The sequence below is a fragment of the Aeromonas salmonicida genome, from assembly GCF_028355655.1.
GTDB classification, from domain to species: domain Bacteria; phylum Pseudomonadota; class Gammaproteobacteria; order Enterobacterales; family Aeromonadaceae; genus Aeromonas; species Aeromonas salmonicida.
This window is the reverse complement of sequence record NZ_CP110645.1, coordinates 1,027,376-1,046,277: the sequence shown is the minus strand read 5'-3', so window position 1 is coordinate 1,046,277 and position 18,902 is coordinate 1,027,376. Positions and strand designations below refer to the sequence as shown.

18 protein-coding genes are annotated in these 18,902 nt (G+C 58.4%); 4 read left to right on the top strand and 14 right to left on the bottom strand.

The features are described 5' to 3' along the window. Positions 1 to 8: 8 nt before the first annotated feature. Positions 9 to 764, bottom strand: coding sequence for a DNA/RNA non-specific endonuclease (locus ONZ54_RS05170; RefSeq protein WP_059168156.1), 756 nt, complete (start codon positions 762 to 764; stop codon positions 9 to 11). A 249-nt stretch (positions 765 to 1,013) separates the two neighbouring features. After that, complete coding sequence (locus tag ONZ54_RS05165; protein ID WP_271787629.1) at positions 1,014 to 1,991, bottom strand: cytochrome-c peroxidase; 978 nt, start codon at positions 1,989 to 1,991, stop codon at positions 1,014 to 1,016. A gap of 448 nt (positions 1,992 to 2,439) precedes the next feature. Here ONZ54_RS05165 and ONZ54_RS05160 point away from each other — a divergent pair, with 448 nt between their 5' ends. Continuing rightward, the gene (locus ONZ54_RS05160; RefSeq protein WP_271788249.1) at positions 2,440 to 3,165 is read left to right on the top strand and encodes a carbonic anhydrase; all 726 of its coding nucleotides are present in this window, start codon (positions 2,440 to 2,442) and stop codon (positions 3,163 to 3,165) included. 73 nt (positions 3,166 to 3,238) lie between these two features. Here ONZ54_RS05160 and ONZ54_RS05155 read toward each other — a convergent pair whose 3' ends face one another. Continuing rightward, entirely contained in the window at positions 3,239 to 4,147 is a 909-nt protein-coding gene (locus tag ONZ54_RS05155) for a pseudouridine-5'-phosphate glycosidase (RefSeq protein WP_271787628.1), read from the bottom strand. Continuing rightward, positions 4,141 to 5,232, bottom strand: a complete 1,092-nt coding sequence (locus ONZ54_RS05150) for a PfkB family carbohydrate kinase (protein WP_271787627.1) — start codon at positions 5,230 to 5,232, stop codon at positions 4,141 to 4,143. The genes ONZ54_RS05155 and ONZ54_RS05150 overlap by 7 nt, the downstream gene beginning before the upstream one ends. 197 nt (positions 5,233 to 5,429) lie before the next feature. Between ONZ54_RS05150 and ONZ54_RS05145 the strand changes: the two genes are divergently transcribed. After that, positions 5,430 to 5,939 (top strand): RNA methyltransferase, encoded by a 510-nt coding sequence (locus tag ONZ54_RS05145; protein ID WP_271787626.1) that lies wholly within the window; start codon positions 5,430 to 5,432, stop codon positions 5,937 to 5,939. A 127-nt stretch (positions 5,940 to 6,066) separates the two neighbouring features. On the opposite strand, the gene ONZ54_RS05140 is transcribed toward ONZ54_RS05145, so the two are convergent. After that, positions 6,067 to 6,435 carry a FlxA-like family protein gene (locus ONZ54_RS05140; RefSeq protein ID WP_271787625.1) on the bottom strand — a complete coding sequence of 123 codons (369 nt, stop codon included), beginning with the start codon at positions 6,433 to 6,435 and terminating at the stop codon, positions 6,067 to 6,069. 84 nt (positions 6,436 to 6,519) lie between these two features. After that, positions 6,520 to 7,266, bottom strand: coding sequence for a type 2 periplasmic-binding domain-containing protein (locus ONZ54_RS05135; RefSeq protein WP_271787624.1), 747 nt, complete (start codon positions 7,264 to 7,266; stop codon positions 6,520 to 6,522). Positions 7,267 to 7,474: 208 nt separating this feature from the next. Between ONZ54_RS05135 and ONZ54_RS05130 the strand changes: the two genes are divergently transcribed. Beyond that, positions 7,475 to 7,903 carry a universal stress protein gene (locus ONZ54_RS05130; protein WP_271787623.1) on the top strand — a complete coding sequence of 143 codons (429 nt, stop codon included), beginning with the start codon at positions 7,475 to 7,477 and terminating at the stop codon, positions 7,901 to 7,903. A 67-nt stretch (positions 7,904 to 7,970) separates the two neighbouring features. Here ONZ54_RS05130 and ONZ54_RS05125 read toward each other — a convergent pair whose 3' ends face one another. The 6 genes from ONZ54_RS05125 to gpt all read right to left on the bottom strand — a co-directional run bounded on the left by ONZ54_RS05125 (position 7,971) and on the right by gpt (position 13,734). Beyond that, positions 7,971 to 8,606, bottom strand: a complete 636-nt coding sequence (locus tag ONZ54_RS05125) for a murein L,D-transpeptidase catalytic domain family protein (RefSeq protein ID WP_005317845.1) — start codon at positions 8,604 to 8,606, stop codon at positions 7,971 to 7,973. Between the two features lie 149 nt (positions 8,607 to 8,755). Then, positions 8,756 to 10,009 carry a glutamate-5-semialdehyde dehydrogenase gene (locus tag ONZ54_RS05120; RefSeq protein WP_271787622.1) on the bottom strand — a complete coding sequence of 418 codons (1,254 nt, stop codon included), beginning with the start codon at positions 10,007 to 10,009 and terminating at the stop codon, positions 8,756 to 8,758. 97 nt (positions 10,010 to 10,106) lie between these two features. After that, entirely contained in the window at positions 10,107 to 11,210 is a 1,104-nt protein-coding gene (gene proB / locus ONZ54_RS05115) for a glutamate 5-kinase (protein WP_219597731.1), read from the bottom strand. 224 nt (positions 11,211 to 11,434) lie between these two features. Next, positions 11,435 to 11,827, bottom strand: a complete 393-nt coding sequence (gene crl, locus ONZ54_RS05110) for a sigma factor-binding protein Crl (RefSeq protein WP_271787621.1) — start codon at positions 11,825 to 11,827, stop codon at positions 11,435 to 11,437. A gap of 60 nt (positions 11,828 to 11,887) precedes the next feature. Further along, the gene (frsA, locus tag ONZ54_RS05105) at positions 11,888 to 13,156 is read right to left on the bottom strand and encodes an esterase FrsA (RefSeq protein WP_271787620.1); all 1,269 of its coding nucleotides are present in this window, start codon (positions 13,154 to 13,156) and stop codon (positions 11,888 to 11,890) included. A gap of 110 nt (positions 13,157 to 13,266) precedes the next feature. Continuing rightward, positions 13,267 to 13,734, bottom strand: a complete 468-nt coding sequence (gpt, locus tag ONZ54_RS05100; protein ID WP_005317860.1) for a xanthine phosphoribosyltransferase — start codon at positions 13,732 to 13,734, stop codon at positions 13,267 to 13,269. Positions 13,735 to 14,663: 929 nt separating this feature from the next. Here gpt and ONZ54_RS05095 point away from each other — a divergent pair. Next, positions 14,664 to 16,115: an aminoacyl-histidine dipeptidase gene (locus tag ONZ54_RS05095; RefSeq protein WP_271787619.1), complete on the top strand. Its 1,452-nt coding sequence runs from the start codon at positions 14,664 to 14,666 to the stop codon at positions 16,113 to 16,115. Between the two features lie 720 nt (positions 16,116 to 16,835). On the opposite strand, the gene ONZ54_RS05090 is transcribed toward ONZ54_RS05095, so the two are convergent. Next, positions 16,836 to 17,837 (bottom strand): ABC transporter ATP-binding protein, encoded by a 1,002-nt coding sequence (locus tag ONZ54_RS05090; RefSeq protein ID WP_017412679.1) that lies wholly within the window; start codon positions 17,835 to 17,837, stop codon positions 16,836 to 16,838. Continuing rightward, positions 17,834 to 18,892: an ABC transporter ATP-binding protein gene (locus tag ONZ54_RS05085; RefSeq protein WP_271787618.1), complete on the bottom strand. Its 1,059-nt coding sequence runs from the start codon at positions 18,890 to 18,892 to the stop codon at positions 17,834 to 17,836. The genes ONZ54_RS05090 and ONZ54_RS05085 overlap by 4 nt, the downstream gene beginning before the upstream one ends. Between the last annotated feature and the right edge of the window lie 10 nt (positions 18,893 to 18,902).

Genomic DNA, 18,902 nt, shown 5'->3' with positions numbered 1-18,902 from the left:
GCCGCGAGTCAGTTGCCCCACATGGCCATCAGCCGTGATTCCATGGCCTCTTCCTGCTCATCCGGCAGCTCGGTGAAAAGATCCAGTCCGGTCTGCTCCTCCACCGAATCCACAGTCACTATGTAATCCGCAAGCCGGCTGGCCGATACGTTCTGTTGCGGCAGCACGAAGGCGATCGCCTCCTGGTTGGCCACATCCATCACCACCCGGTAGTAGGCGTGGGGCACAGTTACACCGTTACCGATGGCGCCATCGGAGTTGGTGAAGATGGGGCCCGTGATCACCTGAACATCCTGATAGGCGATGGCCCACTGGCGGGTCTTCTCTTCCAGAATGCGCCAGGCCCCCTGATTGAGCGCCGGTAACTGCGGCGTCATGTTGGTCAGCAGGAAGCTCTGCTTCATGGTAGCGGCGGTGGAGCGCATGTCCGCCGCGGGCGCCTGATGACCCCTGTCGTAGCCCGACCCCTTGTAGTCCGCCAGGGTAGCGCGGAACTGCACCGGCACCTCCCTGTCTTCGGCGAAGGCATCCTTGCGCGGCACCTGACCCTGGGCGCTGGCCGCCGTCATACGGTAAGAGACCCAGTCTGCGACCTTGGTGTCATAGTTGTATCCGGCGGCATAACCGTCCCGGCACAACAGCTGACTGGATTGACTCGGGACCCCGAGTTTGACGTGATCCTTGCACTGGAAGCCTGCCGCCAGGGCCGGGAAGGTGGTGAGAGTGAATCCGATAGCCAGAACTAATTTATTGATATTATTCATTATTATGCCACTCCTTGTATTGGGCGGAGTGATTTGACACCAGGTCGGATGAGTTAGGCAATCGAACAGATTGTGAGCGTGTTGAAATTGTGAAGAGGGCTGCAAATCGGTGAAATCCCCGCCGCCAGCTGGGGGATTGTCATCCCCTTGTCATTATGCTGAATACGGTACTTTGGCTGTGTTATCAGAGAGATAGAGCCATGAAAAAGCGGGGCCTCAGCCCCGCCTGGATTCAGACTCACGACCCGGTCAGCTCTTGACCTGAGGCCTGGGGGTATCGGGTCGGGAGGGCGGCAGGATCGGCAGCACTATCCGGGGCCGCTTGCCGGTCAGGCTCTTGAGGTAGGCGGTCATGTCGTCGGCCTCCTGCTCGCTCAACGCCTGGCCCAGCTGGATGTCCGCCATTATCTGCACCGCCTCCTTCAGATCCCAGACTGAACCATCGTGGAAGTAGGGGTAGGTCAGCTCGATATTGCGCAGGGTCGGCACCTTGAACCAGCCGATGAACTGCTTCTCGCCCGTCACGCCGCCACGGCCCTGGGCCGGGTTGTCGGTCTTGAACGGCTTGACCAGCCCCATCTTCTGATAGGAGTTGCCACCTATGGCCACCCCGTTGTGGCAGGCAGTGCAGCCCTTCTCCTTGAACAGCTGATAGCCCTTCAACTGCTGCGCCGTCAGCGCCTTGCCGTCTCCCTTCAACCAGCGATCGAACGGCGCGTTGGGGGTGACCAGGGTCTCTTCGAAGGCGGCGATGGCGTCTGTCACCTCATCAATGCCAAAGTTCGCCTTGCCGTAGACGGCGCTGAAACGGCTGCGATATTCGGGCAGGGTATGCAGGGTATCCACCGCCAGCTTGTGGGTGAAGGCCATCTCCAGCGGATTTTCGATGGGGCCTGCCGCCTGCGCCTTCAGATCCTTGGCGCGGCCATCCCAGAACTGCACGAAGTTGAGGCTGGAGTTGAGCACTGTGGGGGAGTTGATCGGTCCCTCCTTCCACTTGTGGCCGAGGGAGCTGACCTGATTGTCCACGCCGCCGGTCGCCAGGTTATGGCAGGAGTTGCAGGAGATGGCGCCGGATTTGGAGAGCCTCGGCTCGAAGAACAACATCTTGCCCAGCTCGACTTTCTCTGGCGATCCCACCTTGACTGCCTCGACAGGTTGGATCGGTTCGACTGCCCACCCCATCCCCGGCAGGCCCAACGCCAGCAAAAAATAATATTTATTCATTTTTCTCTCTCCCTTGTGGCTGTGCATAACAGCAAGCTCAGCCTGACCGGGAACGCTTGTGCGTTATTTGCTCAAGATCAAATGAAACCAACAAAAACCACAATAAAAACAATGAATTAATATATTTAAGACGGACTGGTGGCGGGGACTTGCGAGGCAAAAAAGAGCTGAATTTCGATGAGTGAATTATGAACAAATCCATCTTCAATAACAGCCGATTAATTAGATTGCTGTCATTGAATAAAACGATTATTCAATATGCAGTGGCAGCCACCTGTTAATTAGATCTATTTTATATACATCATAAATATGATCTGTCATACGGCTGTTAATAATAAAAATACTGTCTAACATTCTGTATCCCGCATTTTAGATAATGCTATCCACTGTTCCTTCACTTATTAAGGAAGCGGATGGCTGTGCTTTTCAATCAAGATAAGGATGTATGATGAGAAAGTCTCTGTTGGCCTGCTCTCTGTTGCTCTGCCCCGCCGTCTTCGCCGCCACCCCGCACTGGGAGTACAACGGTGAAGCCGGGCCGGCACAATGGGCCAAACTGACGCCGGAATTTGGCCAGTGTGCAGGCAGCAACCAGTCGCCGATAGACCTCGACGGTCTGGTAGACGCCAAGCTGGTTCCACTGCAGTTCCACTATCTGGCGGGCGGTAAAACCCTGGTCAACAATGGCCATACAGTACAAGTCGGCTATGCCCCGGGCAGTACCTTGATGCTCGATGGCATACGCTTCGAGCTCAAGCAGTTCCACTTCCATGCTCCCAGTGAAAACCTCATCAAGGGCAAATCCTATCCGCTGGAAGGGCACCTGGTGCACTCCAATGCCAAGGGCGAGATCGCCGTGCTGGCCGTGATGTTTGAAGCGGGCAAGGCCAATCCGGCGCTGACCCGGGCCTGGGATCAGTTGCCAGCGAAAACGGGCGAGATCCACGCCCTCAAGGCGCCGCTTTCGGCCGAGCAGTTGCTGCCAGCCAATCGCGACTACTACCGCTTCAGCGGTTCGCTGACCACACCGCCCTGCTCGGAAGGGGTGCGCTGGTTGGTGATGAAGCAGCCGGTCCAGGTGAGCCAGGCCCAGATCGACGCCTTCAAGGCGGTGATGCACCACCCCAACAACAGACCCGTGCAGCCGCTGCATGGTCGGCTGGTATTGCAATAATCCACCCGGGCGATCACAGCGCCGAAATAGAAAAGAGGGCCAAGGGGCCCTCTTTTTCGTCTGCAGCAAGTGATTACAAACTGGCGGCGATACGCGCCCCCAGGGCGGCGTTGTTCAGCACCAGCTGGATGTTGGCCGCCAGGGAGTTGCCGCCGGTCAGCTCACACACCCGCGCCAGCAGGAAGGGGGTGGATGCCTTGCCCTTGACTCCCTGCTCGTCCGCCTCTTGCAACGCCTGTTTGATCGCGGCATCTATGTCGGCCTTGGGCATGGCGAACTGGGTCGGGATCGGGTTGGTGACCACGGCGCCACCGGCCAGTCCCAGCTCCCACTTCAGACGCAGCGCCTCGGCAATGGCCGCCGGGGTGTCGAGGCGGTAATCCACCTTGAAGCCGCTTTCGCGGGTGTAGAAGGCGGGCAGCTCCTCGGTCTGATAACCGATGACCGGCACACCCTGAGTCTCCAGGTACTCCAGGGTCAGGCCGATGTCGAGGATCGACTTGGCACCAGCACACACCACGGCGACCGGGGTCTGGGCAAACTCCTGCAGATCCGCCGAGATGTCGAAGGTTTCCTGAGCACCGCGGTGCACGCCGCCGATACCGCCGGTGGCAAACACCCGGATACCGGCCATGGCAGCGATGATCATGGTAGAGGCGACCGTGGTCGCGCCCAGCCCCTTGTTCGCCAGCACGAAGGGGATATCCCGTCGGCTGCACTTGGTGGCGGCATGACCGGCCCGGCCCAGCGCCTCCAGCGCCCCCGCATCCAGACCCACTTTGAGGCGGCCATCCAGAATGGCGATGGTGGCCGGCACGGCGCCGTTGTCGCGCACCACTTGCTCTACCTGGCGCGCCGTCTCCACGTTCTGCGGATAGGGCATGCCGTGGGAGATGATGGTGGACTCCAGGGCAACGACAGGCTTGCCGGCGGCCAGGGCAGCGGCGACTTCAGGTTGGATATCGAGGTAAGCGTTCAACATGGGTACTCCTCCAGCATGCGTTCAACGGCGGCCTTGGATAGGCCGGAAAAGACGGTATCGGAACAATTGACGGTGAGGGCGGCGCAGCCGAGAGCGAAGCGGGTGGTGTCGGTCATGTCGCTCTCCTGCAACCAGGCGTGGGCCAGCCCTGCCATGAAGGCATCGCCACCGCCGGTCACGTTGACGACAGGGCTGCCGAGCACGGGCAGATGGCCCTGGCACTCCCCGTCGCTATAGAAAATCCCCTGATCGCCGAGGCTCAGGAACAGCCGCTGCACCCCGGCGCGGTGGAACCAGGCTGCCACCATGGGCCAGGTATCGGGCCCGGCAATGGTGAAGCCGCACAGCTGCTCAGCCTCGCTGCGATTGGGCTTGAGGGTGTGGATCCGGTGCAGCCAGGGGCGGATCTTCTCCACCTTGGCCACGGAGACTGTGTCAACGAAGATGATGTGCTCACCCTGGCGCTCGAACAGCCAGTCCAGGGTGTGGGTGGCGAGGTTGGTGTCGAGCACCCAGAGCCGCGCCGCGCCAAGGAAACCGGTGAGCGGGGTAAGCCGGGCCGGTGTGAGCTGGTCGATGATCGCCATGTCGTTGACGGCGCAGCTCATCTCGCCGCTGCCATCGTGCAGGCTGAGGTAACAGGAGGTAGCCTGCCCCTCCAGCACCAGCACCTGGCGCACGTCGACCCCGGCGCGCTGGCTCACTTCCAGCAGATGATGACCGTACTGGTCGTTGCCCACCGCGGTCAGCAGCCGGGTGTCGGTGCCAAGCCGTGCCAGGTTCTCGGCTATGTTGCGCCCCACACCGCCGGCGGAGGTGCGCACCTTGCCGGGGTTGGAATCGCCGATGCGCAGGTTGTCATGACTGCAGCCGCAGATATCCATATTGGCGCCGCCGATCACCACGGCGTAGGGGCCTTCCCGCAGCACATAGCCCCGCCCCTGCACATAGCCCTGCCGCATCAAGCTGGAGATATGGCTCGCCAGCGCCGAGCGGCTGATGCCGAGGCGATCCGCCAGCTCCTGCTGGGCAATCATGGGATCCTGGCGCAGCAGGGCGAGGATCTCTTGTTCACGCTCAGTCATAGACAAACATCCAGTTGCAAACGTTTGTCTATTATTTATGAAAAACGTTTTCCCGCCATCCTCTCGTGCAAGAAATGTCGATTTGCGCACAAAAAATCAGCTGCAAGCTGCGACGGCTTTCTCGTCTATGTGCGCCACTTTTCATGTGCGGGCGGGCGACTGCCGCTTATAATGCCGCCGCCACAGAGGAGAGAGAGATGAAAGAGTCGGATTACGGCTGTGAGGGACAAACCAATCCACAGTCACCAACAGAGGACGCATCCCCGTATTGCTGCATCGGACTGGTCAATCCCAAGTCACCGGAGAACGTGGGGGCCGTGATGCGTGCCGCCGGTTGCTACGGGGCGGACGAGGTCTACTACACGGGCAACCGCTTCGAGCTGGCACGCCGTTTTGCTACCGATACCAAGCAGATGGTGGACAAGATCCCCCTGCTCGGGGTCGAGGCGCTGCTGGACTTTGTGCCGACCGGCTGCACCCCTGTGCTGGTGGATCTTATCGAGGGGGCCACATCGTTGCCAGATTATGTCCACCCTGAACGTGCCTTCTACATCTTCGGTCCCGAGGATGGCACCCTGGATCCCGCCCGCTTCGCGGCGGTGAAGGAGGTGATCTATGTCCCGACCCAGGGCTGCATGAACCTGGCCGCCTCGGTCAATGTGATCCTCTATGACCGGCTGGCCAAACGCCTGAGGGCCAAGGGATAATAAGCATCTGGTCTATGTGACTACACAGCAAGGCAGCATGAACCAGGTGCCTCGATCAACGTTATCCTCTACGACCAGTTGGCGAAGGGATAACCTCAGTCCTGAGCCGTGGCGCTGTGACGAACAGTCAAACCGTAATGGAAAATGTGCTGTTCATTGGCAAGTTGTCAGAATTGGCGGCCGCGGGAGCTTCTTGACGCTTGTTGGTCGGCTCCTCTTTCTTGGCGGCTTCCGCCTGCAGGCGAGCAATTTCCGCCATGATCAGTTCCAGTTGTTGTTGCAGGACTTTGATCTGCTCTTGCTGTGCTTTCGCTGATTGGGGATCCGCTGCCGCGCTCTCATCTTTCTTGTCTGTGAGCGCTTTTATCTGTTCCCTAATCTTTGCCGATTTTGCTTCTAATTGAGCAATTCTGCTTTGAGGGTCGCCAGATGCACGGCTGCCTGTAGAAGCAGTATCGCTGCGGCCGATAGCGGCTGATGGAAGGGGCACTTGCATGTTATCTCCCTGGATTTTCGATAGATTTATCTTTCTATCGACCAGAGAATGAGTTACTTCACTCCTTTTCCATCTATAGTTGCATCAGTTACCGCTTGGCTCGACTCTTTGTTCCAACTCCTTGATAAAACCGCGATAGTAATCATGGAGTTGATAACGTCGATAGATCTCGGTCAGGGTGCCGCTGCGGATCAGGCGCACCATGCCCTGATCCCAGAGTTGCTGCAGGCGGGCCCCCCGCTCGGTATCGGCAAAGATGGGGTAGGTCGGGATCCAGCGCAGGAAGGTACGATTCATGTTGGCGGGAATGGAGTCGGCTGAATAGAGCACACCGGCGGTCAGGTAGTAGCGGTAACGCTCCTTGGCCAGCAGTTGCAACGCCATGTCGTGGCTGTCAATCTCGTGCCAGCGCATTGAGACCGGGATGTACTTGTCGAAGGCCCAGCCCCGCAGCCACAGCACCCCCTGCCCTTTCAGACTGTGTTCACCCAGCCACTGGGGTTGCCACTTCTTGAGCATCAGCACAGTCAGATCGTCGGCAGAGGCTGGATAGTCCGGCTGGCGTACGCCGTTGACCTCGTCCCGATAGACCCCCATCGCCATGTCGCCCCCCTTCTGCGCCACCACCGCCAACGCCCGCTTGTAGGGCACTATGTGCGGGACGACCTCATAGCCATGGGGCTGATAGATGGCGCCGACGATATCCAGATAGATGCCCCGCCCATCGGGCTGACAGAAAGCGGGCCAGTCATCGCAATAGACATGCAAAGGGTCGGCCCTGCCAGGCAAGCAGAACAAGAGAAACAGCAACGAAAGCAGCAGACGAACCATGATTCACAATTTCCTCGGTGGCGATGCGCTCATCGGACGGATCAGCCTGCGCGATGAGTACACCAAAGCCATACCACATGATATGGGGATCTCGAACCGAATCACCTCTTTTTCCCTGTTTTGCGAGCGAGTCGAGGGTTATTGCCCTCTGAATGGGTATTATTGACAATAAGATTCATTAGTAACCCAACCATAGGGGAGCCTTCATATGCCATCCATCAAAACCCTGCTCTGCCCCGTCGATTTTTCCCAGATGTCCCAGTCAGTGCTCGACTATGCCGTGTTCATGGCCCAGAGCCATAAGGCAGAGCTCAAGCTGATCCATGTGGTGGATCAATTGCATGGTTTCGACAGCTACAAAATCCTGCACATGACCGCCATCGAGATCACCCACGAAATGGAACGCCAGGCCAAGACCCAGTTGAAAGAGCTGGTCGCCACCCTGCCCATTCCCGCCAGCTTCGAAGTACGCTTCGGCCGCGCCGCCGACGAAATCGTCATTCAGGCAAAAGAGGACAAGATTGATCTCGTGGTCATGGGCAGCCATGGCCGTTCCGGCCTCAGCCACCTGCTGGTGGGCAGTGTCGCCGAGTCAGTGGTGCGCCACGCACCCTGCCCTGTGCTGGTTGTCCGCTAACCCTTCCATCGCCAATCAACGAGATAAGGCCAGCACTCTGCTGGCCTTATCTCTTTCAGAAACGCGCTCAACCGTGGGCGTAGATGACGCTGCCACCCTTGATGGTGTCTATGATGGCTCTGGACAGCTCCTTGGGCAGCGCAGGGCAGCCCCAACTGCGACCCAGCTTGTCATATTTGCGCAGATGCTGCGGGCTGGCATAGCTGGCCCCGTGCACCACAATTGCCCGCTTGCGGGCATTGCAGTTCTTGCCCGGGCTCAGGCCATCGAGACGCAGTGAATAGCCGTGCTTCCCCTGATAGGTCTCGGCGGTGCGATAGACACCGAGGGAACTCTGCCTGGAATTCAACTGATTGGAGAACTGGCGAGCGGCCAGCTCACCTGAATTGCGACCATGGCTGACCCAGGTGTGGTAGAGCAACTTGTGGCGTTTCACGTCGATCACGAACAGTCGGCGCTGGGTCGAGGGCTTGGTGTAATCAATGATGGTGAGGATGGGTTTGCGCTTGTGGCGCACGCTCTGGTAACTGTCGATGGCCTTGCGAAACACCTGCTTGTCGAGCTTGCCTGCCAACCCAAGCTGACGATAGAGATCCTGATCCCAACTGGCATGGCTGCTGGCACTGAAACAGATCGCTCCGAACAGGAGCGGCAAGCTCAACCAGAGCGCACCAAATCGCTTTATCCAATCTGTTTGCTTCATCCTTGAATCTGCTCCCGTTTTTGTTGGTAGCGCAGTGTGCAAAATATCGCCACAGCCTGCTGGATAGTTATATGCAAGCCCCTGATGGGGCGCAAGAAAAAAAAATGCCGACCATGGTCGGCATCATGCAATGCGTTCTGGTTGTGCTATCAAGCGCGGATCAGATAGTCCGCCAATCCCACCCATTTGTAGCTGGTCAGCTCGGTCAACCCCATAGGGCCGCGGGCATGCAGCATCTGGGTCGACACCGCCACCTCGGCACCCAGGCCAAACTGGCCACCGTCGGTGAAACGGGTGGAGGCGTTGACGTAGACAGCAGCCGAACCGGCGCCGTTCACGAAACGCTCCGCATTGGCGAGATCATTGGTGAGGATGGCATCGGAGTGACCGGCATTGTGCTCGCGCATGTGGGCCAGCGCTTCGTTCACGTCCGCCACCAGCTTGACCCCCAGGGTCAACCCCAGCCACTCGGTATCGAAGTCTTCCGGGCCTGCTTCGCACAGGTTGTCGGCACCAGCCAGCAGTGACATGGCGTTGGGAGCGGCCACCAGGGTCACCTGGCGCTCGTTCATCAGGCGGACCAGTTGCGGCAAGAAGCTCGCCGCTATTTTCTCATGCATCAGCAGGGTATCGAGGGCATTGCAGGCCGAGGGGCGCTGCACCTTGGCATTCTCGATGACCGCCAGTGAGCGCACCGGATCGGCACTCTCGTCCACGAAGACATGGCTGATGCCAAAACCACCGATGATGACGGGGATGGAGCTGTTCTCCTTGCACATCTTGTGCAACCCGGCGCCGCCACGGGGGATGATCATGTCCACATAGCGATCGAGACGCAGCAGCTCGCCCACCAGCGCCCGATCCGGATTGTCGATGTACTGTACCGCTTCGGCAGGCAAGCCGGACGCAGCCAGCGCGGCCTGGATCACCCGCACCAGTTCCAGATTGGAGTGGAAGGTCTCGCGACCGCCACGCAGTATGCTGGCATTGCCTGTCTTGAGGCAGAGACTGGCGATATCTATGGTCACATTGGGGCGCGCCTCGTAGATGACGCCGATGACGCCGATGGGAACCCGACGGCGGGAGAGGCGCAGGCCGTTTTCCAGCACCCGGCAATCTATCTCGGCACCGACCGGATCATCCAGGGTGATCACCTTGCGCACATCGGCCACTATCCCGGCAAGGCGTGCCGGGTTGAGCAGCAAGCGATCCAGCATGGCTTCGGAGAGGCCTGCCTCGCGGCCCGCCGCAATATCTTTCTCGTTGGCAGCCAGGATCTGACTGCTGCGTGCTTCCAGCTCGTCGGCAATGGCAGCCAGCGCCCGATTTTTCTGCGCCGTACTGATGGTCGCCAGCTGATAGGCGGCTTCACGGGCAGCCTGCCCCATTTTTTCCAGACTCATAACCTAATCCCTTTGTCTCTCGACTCTGGGTACCACCCTGGAGCAGTACCATATCGTCTCTGCGAATGGACCATTTATCCCGTTCTATCGAACGGCCTTAGAGCAGTACCATATCATCTCTGTGAATGGCCACGGCCCCATAGCCGTAACCCAATACCTGCTCGATGCTGTCCGAATGCACGCCGCGCAGCTTGTTGAGCTCGACGTGATCATAGCGACAGATGCCCCGCGCCAGCTCGACGCCTTTGGGATCGAGAATGCGCACCACGTCGCCCCGGACGAAGTCGCCCTTCACGGAGACTATGCCCTTGGGCAGCAGGCTGGAGCCTTTGTCCTGCATGGCGGCAACAGCGCCTTGATCGACCTGGACTTCACCGTGCGGGGGCGGACCGGCCAAAATCCAGCTCTTGCGTCCTTCCAGCGGGGAAGCGAGCGCCGGGAACAGGGTACCGATACGCTCACCTTTGGCGAGACGACCGATCACCTCGGGCATCTGGCCGGTGGCGATCACCACCTTGACCCCGGCACGGCGCGCCACGTCGGCCGCCTGCAACTTGGTCGCCATGCCGCCAGTGCCGAGCCCGCCGACACTGCCACCCGCCAACTTGCGCAGCGTGTCGTCTATGGTCTGCACCTCTTCTATCAGCTGTGCATCAGGGTTGCTGCGCGGATCGGCAGTGAACAAGCCTGTCTGATCGGTCAGCAGGATCAGCAGATCGGCATCAGCCAGGATGGCGGCACGAGCCGAGAGGTTGTCGTTGTCTCCCACCTTGATCTCGGCGGTTGCCACGGCGTCGTTCTCGTTGATGACGGGAATGATGCGATGATCGAGCAGGGTACGCAGCGTATCGCGAGCGTTGAGGTAACGCTCCCTGTCCTCCAGATCGGCGCGGGTCAGCAACATCTGACCGATATGCAGCCCATAGAGGTTGAACAAGTCCTGCCATACCCGGATGAGCTGGGTCTGGCCTACCGCCGCCAGCATCTGCTTGTTGGGCAGAGTCGGCGCCAGCGGAGGGTGACCCAGATGTTCACGCCCGGCGGCAATGGCCCCCGAGGTGACCACCACGACTCTATGGCCGTGACGATGCAAGGCGGCACACTGTCTGACCAGCTCCACCATGTGGGCACGGTTAAGCTGGGAAGATCCCCCTGTGAGCACGCTGGTGCCCAGTTTGACGACTATGGTTCTGTTTTCCATGGGAGCAAGAAGGCTGAAAAATTAGGAATCCCTTTATACCCACGGCCCTGTTGCCCTGCAAGGCAATTAAGCCCGCGAGCTGTACTCGGATAAAGGAAGGGGCCAGGCAGGCTTGACTTGCAACAGCATCGACCAGGACTAAAGAGAGAGTGGGTGAGTGGAGGAAAGCAGTGTGGAAAAGATGGCCCTGCGAGTGAATGGACAACTCGCAGGGCATCAGATCATCAGGCGGCGGTGACCGCCAGCTCGTTGGTCACCTGCTCGGAAGGGGCCAGATGGCACTCCAGCAAGGTGAGCTTGTCACTGATGAGCTTGTAGAAGCGGTTGAGGGTTCGTTCGACTTCTGCCTGGTGCTTCTTGGGCAACGGCTTGTTGATCCACTCCCCTTCTGCATTGTAGAAACCGACCTGATAGTGATAACTGAAGCTGCGATCCTGCTGTTCCAGCACCATCCACCAGCCCCAGAACTCCCGCTTGTCCGGTGCCGGCTTGGCACTGACACAGACGGAAAGACAATCGAAACGGTAACGGCCCTCTTCACACAGGTCCTCACGTAAATAGGGGCCGATCGCTGCAAACTGCCTCAGCAGTCGCTTGTAGGTCACTCTTTCTGACATGTTAACCTCCCTGTTGAACAAGCCACATCACCTGGGTGACGTTATATTTTTAGCGCTAAATCATGTGCATAGGTGTTTTTTAAGCCAGTCGATCATCTCTTTCAACGCCTCGTCGTACACCTCCAGCAAGGGTTGTTTGTCGAACACCACCGCCTTGCCATTGTGGCTGGCGGCTGCCAACGCCCGTACATCTTGCTCGGGGCAAATAAAATCCTTCTTGTGTCCGATACTTAATATCGGCACGGAAGTGCGAGTCCCCAGTAATCCTTGCGTCTTGAGTGAAAATACCTGGCACTTGGTGCGCAGCAACTCCCACTGAGCCGCATCGGCCCCAAGGCGGTTCGCCAGTCCGTCGCGCATCATGCGCGGGCAGCGGGCAAACATCTCCTGATTGGTGAACACCTGATTGACGCCGGCACCGATGCAGACGACGGTTCTGAGTTTGAAAGGTTCGATGAAGGCCAGCCGTGCCGCCACATTGCCCGCCAGACGAAAGCCCACCATGGCGATGCGCTGATGATCGACCCAGGCAACCTCGGAAAGATGGTTCAACACTGCCTGATGCAGGCGACTGGTGTCCTGCACCAGCGGCCAGTGTTCGGCATAGCCGATGCCCGGCATATCCAGCGACAACATGCCGATGCCGTTGGGTTCCAGATACTTGAGGTAAAGGCTGAGGAAATCGACCTGCAAGGAGTCTATGCCACCGCTGACGATGACCAGAGGCACGGGTTTGTCGATGGTCGGCAGATGCAGATAGCCCTGAATGCTCTTGCCACGAAATGGCACCTGTATCTCTTTGAGGGGGACCTTGAACAGACGGCCAGCCTCGCGGTAAGCCATGTTGCAGAGCAGCTGAGCCTGATCGGCCAGCTCGTCATTCTTGAGATGGGGATAGCTGGCGATGGAGTAGTAGCGTACCGCCTTGAGCAGATCTTTGAGGGCTGCCGCCGAGTCACCTTGCTCCGCGAGTGCCCGCCCCTGCTTGAAGTAACTGCCAGCCAGCAGACTCCACTCGTAGATCCAGTTTCCGGGCACATATCCCTTGATGGTATCCAGATAACGCTCGTGGGTGCGCTCACCCTTTCCCATGGCGATGCAAGCCAGGGTCTGTTCCACTTCGACCGGATCCGCCCCCTGCCAGGCCCAGGTGGGTCGGCGCAGCAGACGATACCAGTGTGACGACATGGAACCGTCGATATAGGTTTCGTCCAGATTGGCATCTTGCTCTTCCACCGGGCTGCTGTTGGAGATTTCAGACGTCTCCAGCACCTTCTTTACCCGGGTGAAAAGCTTTTCGGTCAGGTTAAGGTCATCATTCAAGTCCAAAGCAATTACTCATACTGTCAGGCAGTGGTCCCATCTTAACCACTTTTCACGCCAGGCAGCCAGTTACACCACAAAAAAACAGGGCTCCGGATGGGAGCCCTGTGTGGTGATTACTCTTCGTCGCAGATTGGATGGGCGAATTCCAGCGCCATATCCCATGGCTGCTCAATCCAGGTGTCTTGCGGAATGGCGACCTCGAAATCATCCACCAGCGGCTCACCCATCGGCTTGGCGAAGATGGTGATGAACTTGGCTTTGGGATAGAGATCGCGGATTGCCTTGGCAGTGCCACCGGTATCCACCAGATCGTCCACCACCAGCCAGCCTTCACCATCACCTGCGGTGGTGGCAGCCTTCACCACCACCAGATCACGCTGGTTGTTGTGGTCATAGCTGGAGATGCACAGGGTTTCGACATTACGGATGCCAAGTTCGCGAGCCATCAGCGCGGCGGGCACCAGACCACCACGGCTAACCGCTATGATCCCTTTCCACTGGCTGACAGGCAGTTGACGACGGGCCAGACGGCGCGCTTCACGTTGCAGGTTATCCCATGAGACGTAGAATTTTTTCGGCATGTTATCGATCTCGAAGAGTTATATAAAACAATTACTTAAAAAATAATCGCCTCGCGTTCACGCGCGGCTGAGTCAATGCTGGCGCCTCTGTCTCCCGAATTCGGCTTGCACGTTGGCTGCCTCAGGGCTGGGACCTCGGCAGCAAAAACGGATTCAATGAAAGCGGGATGGGCATAGCTGGCGGCCATGTCGTTTGGAGGAAAGACCCCAGACAGGCTGTTGGGCCGGAATGATAGCACCGTTTGCGGATAAATTGACTGGCAAACGTATGCGAAATACAGGAAAAAACTGCGTCATCCCGCTCGCGCGATCCGGCTTTGGCCTGCCATGCTCGCTGCATAACCAGACACTGGCGCCAATTGCAGATAAAAAAATAGCAGGGGGAGGATAGATTCCTCGCTCACCTGCTGCTGCATCTTGCGTGTTGCCCCTGTGGGCCCCCCTGGCTTAGCGGTAAGCGAAGGGATTCGGGTAGCTATAACCCTGGGTATAAAGTGATTGGGCAAACCAATAGGTTGAATTGCTGCCGGACATAGTAAAACTCCTGATTGCTTAACAAGTTACGTACCTTTAATGCGGGCTCAAATCCTTGAACAGATACTCGGTTCCATGGAGGCGCACTTGCTTTGCTTCGGTTCCCTGGAGGCACTCCTCGTCATCCTGACGGGTGGCGAACCACGGTCACTAATTTACCAGTCGGCGCCATAAACACAATATTTTTGTGATATGCGTCACATAATTTCTTTTGTGCTGGATCTGGTCACTCACACATCGGCTGCACGCTGTGAACCGCCAGATTGCCAGCACAAGCCGCCCGCAATTTGCGCTGTTCGCTCACATTTTTGTGTGATTGACTGTATTATCGTTATCCTCTTCCCCGGCCCGTTGATGGGGCCCAATCATTTTCCTTGCTGGTAAGGAGTCCCGACGTGGCACAGCTTAGTTCTCTCTCTCCCAAACTGATTTGGCATTTCTTCGAGCAGATCTGCTCCATTCCCCACCCTTCCAAGCACGAAGCCCGCTTAAGCGCCTGGATAGTGCAGTGGGCCCAAGAGGAAGGTCTCGCGGTCAAGCAAGATGCCGTGGGCAACATCATCATCAAGAAACCGGCCACCCCCGGGATGGAAAACCGCAAGGGTGTGGTGCTGCAGGCCCATATCGACATGGTGCCCCAGGCCAACGCCGATACCCGGCATGATTTTACCCAAGATCCCATCGATGCCTATATAGATGGTGACTGGGTGACGGCCCGCGGTACCACCCTCGGTGCCGACAACGGCATGGGCATGGCCGGCTGCCTGGCCGTGCTGGCCGACAAGAGCCTCAAGCATGGCCCGCTGGAAGTGCTGCTGACCACGGACGAAGAGACCGGCATGACGGGCGCATTCGGACTGGAAGCGGGTTGGCTGGAAGGCGAAATTCTGCTCAACACCGACTCGGAAGAGGATGGCGAGGTCTACATGGGTTGCGCCGGTGGCGTGGATGCCAATATTCGCTTCCCGCTGGAGATGGTAGCCACTACCGAAGGTGAAGGGTTTGAACTGCAGGTGAAGGGGCTGCGTGGCGGTCACTCCGGCGTTGACATCCACCGCGGTCGTGGCAACGCCAACAAGCTGCTGGTACGCCTGCTCAAGGCTGCCGAGCCACTGGGCGTGCGTCTGGCCGAGATCCACGGCGGCACCCTGCGCAACGCCATCCCGCGCGAAGCCCGCGCCAAGCTGCTGGTGCCCGCTGCTCACGTCAATGAATTCAAGGCCCTGGTCGATCGCTACGCCGGTATCTACCAGAGCGAACTGACCGCCACCGAAGCCAACCTGACAGTGCTGCTCACGGCTCAAGACAAACCGGCCAAACTGATGAGCGAGACCCTGCAGGCCCGTCTGCTGGACGCCCTGATGGCCTGCCCGAACGGCGTTATCCGCATGAGCGATGCCATCCCGGGCGTCACCGAGACCTCCACCAACCTCGGCGTCATCAAGACGCTCGAAGGTGAGGTCTATGTGCAGTGCCTGATCCGCTCCCTCATCGACTCCGGTCGCGAGAGCGTCGAACAGATGACTCGCTCCCTGTTCAATCTGGCCGGTGCCAGCTGTGAATTTACCGGCGCTTATCCTGGCTGGGCGCCAGATGTGGACTCCCCCGTCATGGCACTGGTACGCAACAGCTACCAGACCCTGTTCGGCGAGATGCCCAACGTCATGGTGATCCACGCAGGCCTGGAGTGCGGCCTGTTCAAGAGCGCCTACCCGGATTGGGACATGGTCTCCTTCGGCCCGACCATTCGTGGCGCCCACTCACCGGACGAGAAGGTACATATCCCGGCCGTCGAGCGCTTCTGGCAGCTGCTGGTCCATGTGCTGGAACAGATCCCGGCCAAGTAAACCTGCAAGCTCATCAGCGGGAGTCGGCCTCTGATCTTTCGCAGAATAGGCTAGTCCGCTAGCACTATGATTTATGCCCCGCCCAGTGCGGGGTATTTTTTTGCAACCGTCACCCGCGGAGCCGTGCCAGCACACTCCCGAGGAGTCGGATCGGCGCATCTGCAGGTCCCCTTCTTTGATCCACCCGCCCTTCATCTGTTTGAGCATCCCAATACCCCCATCCAGCGATGCATGTCTCTGAAACCGTCTCCATGAACAGAACTGGGTTTGAAAACCTTTTCCATGATTTATGTAACTTTACCACTCAAAAAGTTGATCCATATCACATAAGGCCATAGGATCAAATTGTGACTCAGGTCACAAACAACAATTAGATAACAGAGCGATGAGGTGAATATATGTTTGAGAACCTGGCAGTATTGTTCCACCTTAAGGGTGCAACCAGCAAAAAAGGCGCCGTAGAGAAAGACACCTACGCCCCGTCAACCCGTGAGTACTACTTCCGTTACGGTGCCTGATGCATCAGGGAAGTACATTAAAAGTAGTAAAATTACACACATTATAATCCGTACAACAGCCACCCCATGTCGGGGCCGCTGTCCTGCCCTGGCCAGATGTTCCACGGCCAAACCTGAACTCCAACCATGAAGATGGGGCCTACAGGCCCCATTTTTTATTGCTTCTCTTCCCTGCCTTCCAGCTGTGACGCCGGCAGCGACATCACACCGCCTTTCCCAACGGCACCGCCTCAGCCACCGGCAAGGGGGTGTGGCAAGCTACCTCATGGGCATCCCCATCACAAATCTGCAGGCTCGGTGCCGTATTGCGGCACAGATCCGTGGCATGGGGGCAACGTTGATGAAAGTGGCAACCGCTGGGAGGCGATATGGGAGAAGGTACATCGCCGGTCAGCAGGATGCGCTGGTTGCGACGGCGCGGATCCGGTACCGGAATGGCCGAGATCAGCGCCTGGGTATAGGGATGGCGAGGGGACAGGTAGAGGGTTTGCGCATCCGCCAGCTCGACAATCCTTCCTAAATACATGACGGCAATGCGATCCGAGATGTGTTTCACCACCGACAGGTCGTGGGCGATGAAGATGATGGCGAGGTTCATCTCCCGCTGCAGGTTGAGCAACAGATTGACGATTTGGGACTGCACCGACACATCGAGGGCCGATACGGCCTCGTCGCACACCAGCAGCTTGGGCTTGAGGGCGATGGCGCGGGCGATGCCGATGCGCTGACGCTGGCCGCCGGAGAACTCGTGCGGGTAGCGATCCACCGCACTTTTCGGCAAACCGACCTTGTCCAGCAGCGCCAATACCCATTCTCGCCGCTGCTGGCTGTCGCCCTTGCCGTGGATGATGAAGGGCTCTTCCAGGATCTGGCCCACCGTATGGCGGCTATTGAGGGATTCTGCAGGATCCTGAAACACCATCTGCATCTCCTGGCGCAGGGAACGCATCTCTCTGGTCGAGAGCTTGGTGATATCCCGCCCCTCGAAACTGATGGTGCCGGCAGTCGGCTCGAACAACTTGAGCAGTGAACGACCCAGGGTGGACTTGCCACAACCTGACTCCCCTACCAGCCCAAGCGTCTCCCCCTGTTTCAGATCGAAACTGATGCCATCCACCGCATAAACGGTGTAGTGCTTGCGCAAAAAGCCACCGCCCAGCCGAAAATGCTGTTTCAAATCCCGCACGGATAAAAGCGTGTTCATACGGCCAGCTCCTTCCAATGGTGACAGGCAACCCTGTGGTGGGGATTGAGCTGTTCAGTCGCCGGAATGGCGATCACACAGAGCTCGGTGGCGTGTGGACAGCGATTGGAAAAACGACACCCGGCCGGCATCTCGTGCAGGGCGGGCACCTGACCCTTGATGGTCTTTAGCAGGCTCTTGGGCACATCTTCCAGCCGAGGGATCGAGCTCATCAAACCATGAGTATAGGGATGGCGCGGACTGTCAAACAGCTCAAAGACATCGGCCTGCTCCACCGCCCGGCCGGCGTACATCACCACCACCTCGTCGCACAGCTCCGCCACCACACCAAGGTCGTGAGTGATGAAGATGATGGCCATGCCCGTCTGGGCCTGCAGCTCTTTCATCAGCTCCAGGATCTGGGCCTGAATGGTCACATCAAGCGCCGTGGTCGGCTCGTCACAGATGAGCAGGTCCGGCTCGCAAGAGAGCGCCATGGCAATCATCACCCGCTGGCGCATACCACCCGACAGATTGTGGGGGTAGACGGCAAAGCGCTGGGTTGGCTCAGGTATTCCCACCTTTTGCAGCATGGCGATAGCCGCTTCCTTGCGCTGGGCCTTGCTGTACTCTGGCCTGTGGAGGCGAAACACCTCCATCAGCTGATCACCGACCGTCTGCACCGGGTTGAGCGCCGTCATCGGCTCCTGAAAGATCATCGAAATACGGTTACCGCGAACCTTGTACATCTGATCCGGCGCCAGGGTGAGCAACTCCTCTCCCTGAAAGCGGATGGAACCCGCCACCACCTGACCATGGGGCTTGGGCAAGAGCCCCATGATGGCGAGCGAGGTGACGCTCTTGCCGCAACCGGACTCGCCGACTATCCCCAGAGTCTGGCCCGGGGCCACAGAGAAGCTGACCCCGTCGAGTACTTTTATCTTGCCGTCGTCGACGGCGAACTCCACCTCGAGATCACGTACCTCGAGAATAGAGGCGCTGCTCTGGCCGTTATCAACGGTGAACTTCACCCCATTATCTCGGACGTCGAGGATGGGAGCCTGTATGGTTGGCATAACTGCCGCT

Coding starts and splice junctions, on each gene's coding strand:
- proB (WP_219597731.1), bottom strand. CDS start 11,210: ATGGAAAACAGAACCATAGTCGTCAAACTGGGCACCAGCGTGCTCACA.
- ONZ54_RS05165 (WP_271787629.1), bottom strand. CDS start 1,991: ATGAATAAATATTATTTTTTGCTGGCGTTGGGCCTGCCGGGGATGGGG.
- gpt (WP_005317860.1), bottom strand. CDS start 13,734: ATGCCGAAAAAATTCTACGTCTCATGGGATAACCTGCAACGTGAAGCG.
- ONZ54_RS05090 (WP_017412679.1), bottom strand. CDS start 17,837: ATGAACACGCTTTTATCCGTGCGGGATTTGAAACAGCATTTTCGGCTG.
- ONZ54_RS05120 (WP_271787622.1), bottom strand. CDS start 10,009: ATGAGTCTGGAAAAAATGGGGCAGGCTGCCCGTGAAGCCGCCTATCAG.
- ONZ54_RS05125 (WP_005317845.1), bottom strand. CDS start 8,606: ATGAAGCAAACAGATTGGATAAAGCGATTTGGTGCGCTCTGGTTGAGC.
- ONZ54_RS05130 (WP_271787623.1), top strand. CDS start 7,475: ATGCCATCCATCAAAACCCTGCTCTGCCCCGTCGATTTTTCCCAGATG.
- ONZ54_RS05140 (WP_271787625.1), bottom strand. CDS start 6,435: ATGCAAGTGCCCCTTCCATCAGCCGCTATCGGCCGCAGCGATACTGCT.
- ONZ54_RS05155 (WP_271787628.1), bottom strand. CDS start 4,147: ATGTTGAACGCTTACCTCGATATCCAACCTGAAGTCGCCGCTGCCCTG.
- ONZ54_RS05170 (WP_059168156.1), bottom strand. CDS start 764: ATGAATAATATCAATAAATTAGTTCTGGCTATCGGATTCACTCTCACC.
- ONZ54_RS05145 (WP_271787626.1), top strand. CDS start 5,430: ATGAAAGAGTCGGATTACGGCTGTGAGGGACAAACCAATCCACAGTCA.
- ONZ54_RS05135 (WP_271787624.1), bottom strand. CDS start 7,266: ATGGTTCGTCTGCTGCTTTCGTTGCTGTTTCTCTTGTTCTGCTTGCCT.
- ONZ54_RS05160 (WP_271788249.1), top strand. CDS start 2,440: ATGAGAAAGTCTCTGTTGGCCTGCTCTCTGTTGCTCTGCCCCGCCGTC.
- crl (WP_271787621.1), bottom strand. CDS start 11,827: ATGTCAGAAAGAGTGACCTACAAGCGACTGCTGAGGCAGTTTGCAGCG.
- ONZ54_RS05085 (WP_271787618.1), bottom strand. CDS start 18,892: ATGCCAACCATACAGGCTCCCATCCTCGACGTCCGAGATAATGGGGTG.
- ONZ54_RS05150 (WP_271787627.1), bottom strand. CDS start 5,232: ATGACTGAGCGTGAACAAGAGATCCTCGCCCTGCTGCGCCAGGATCCC.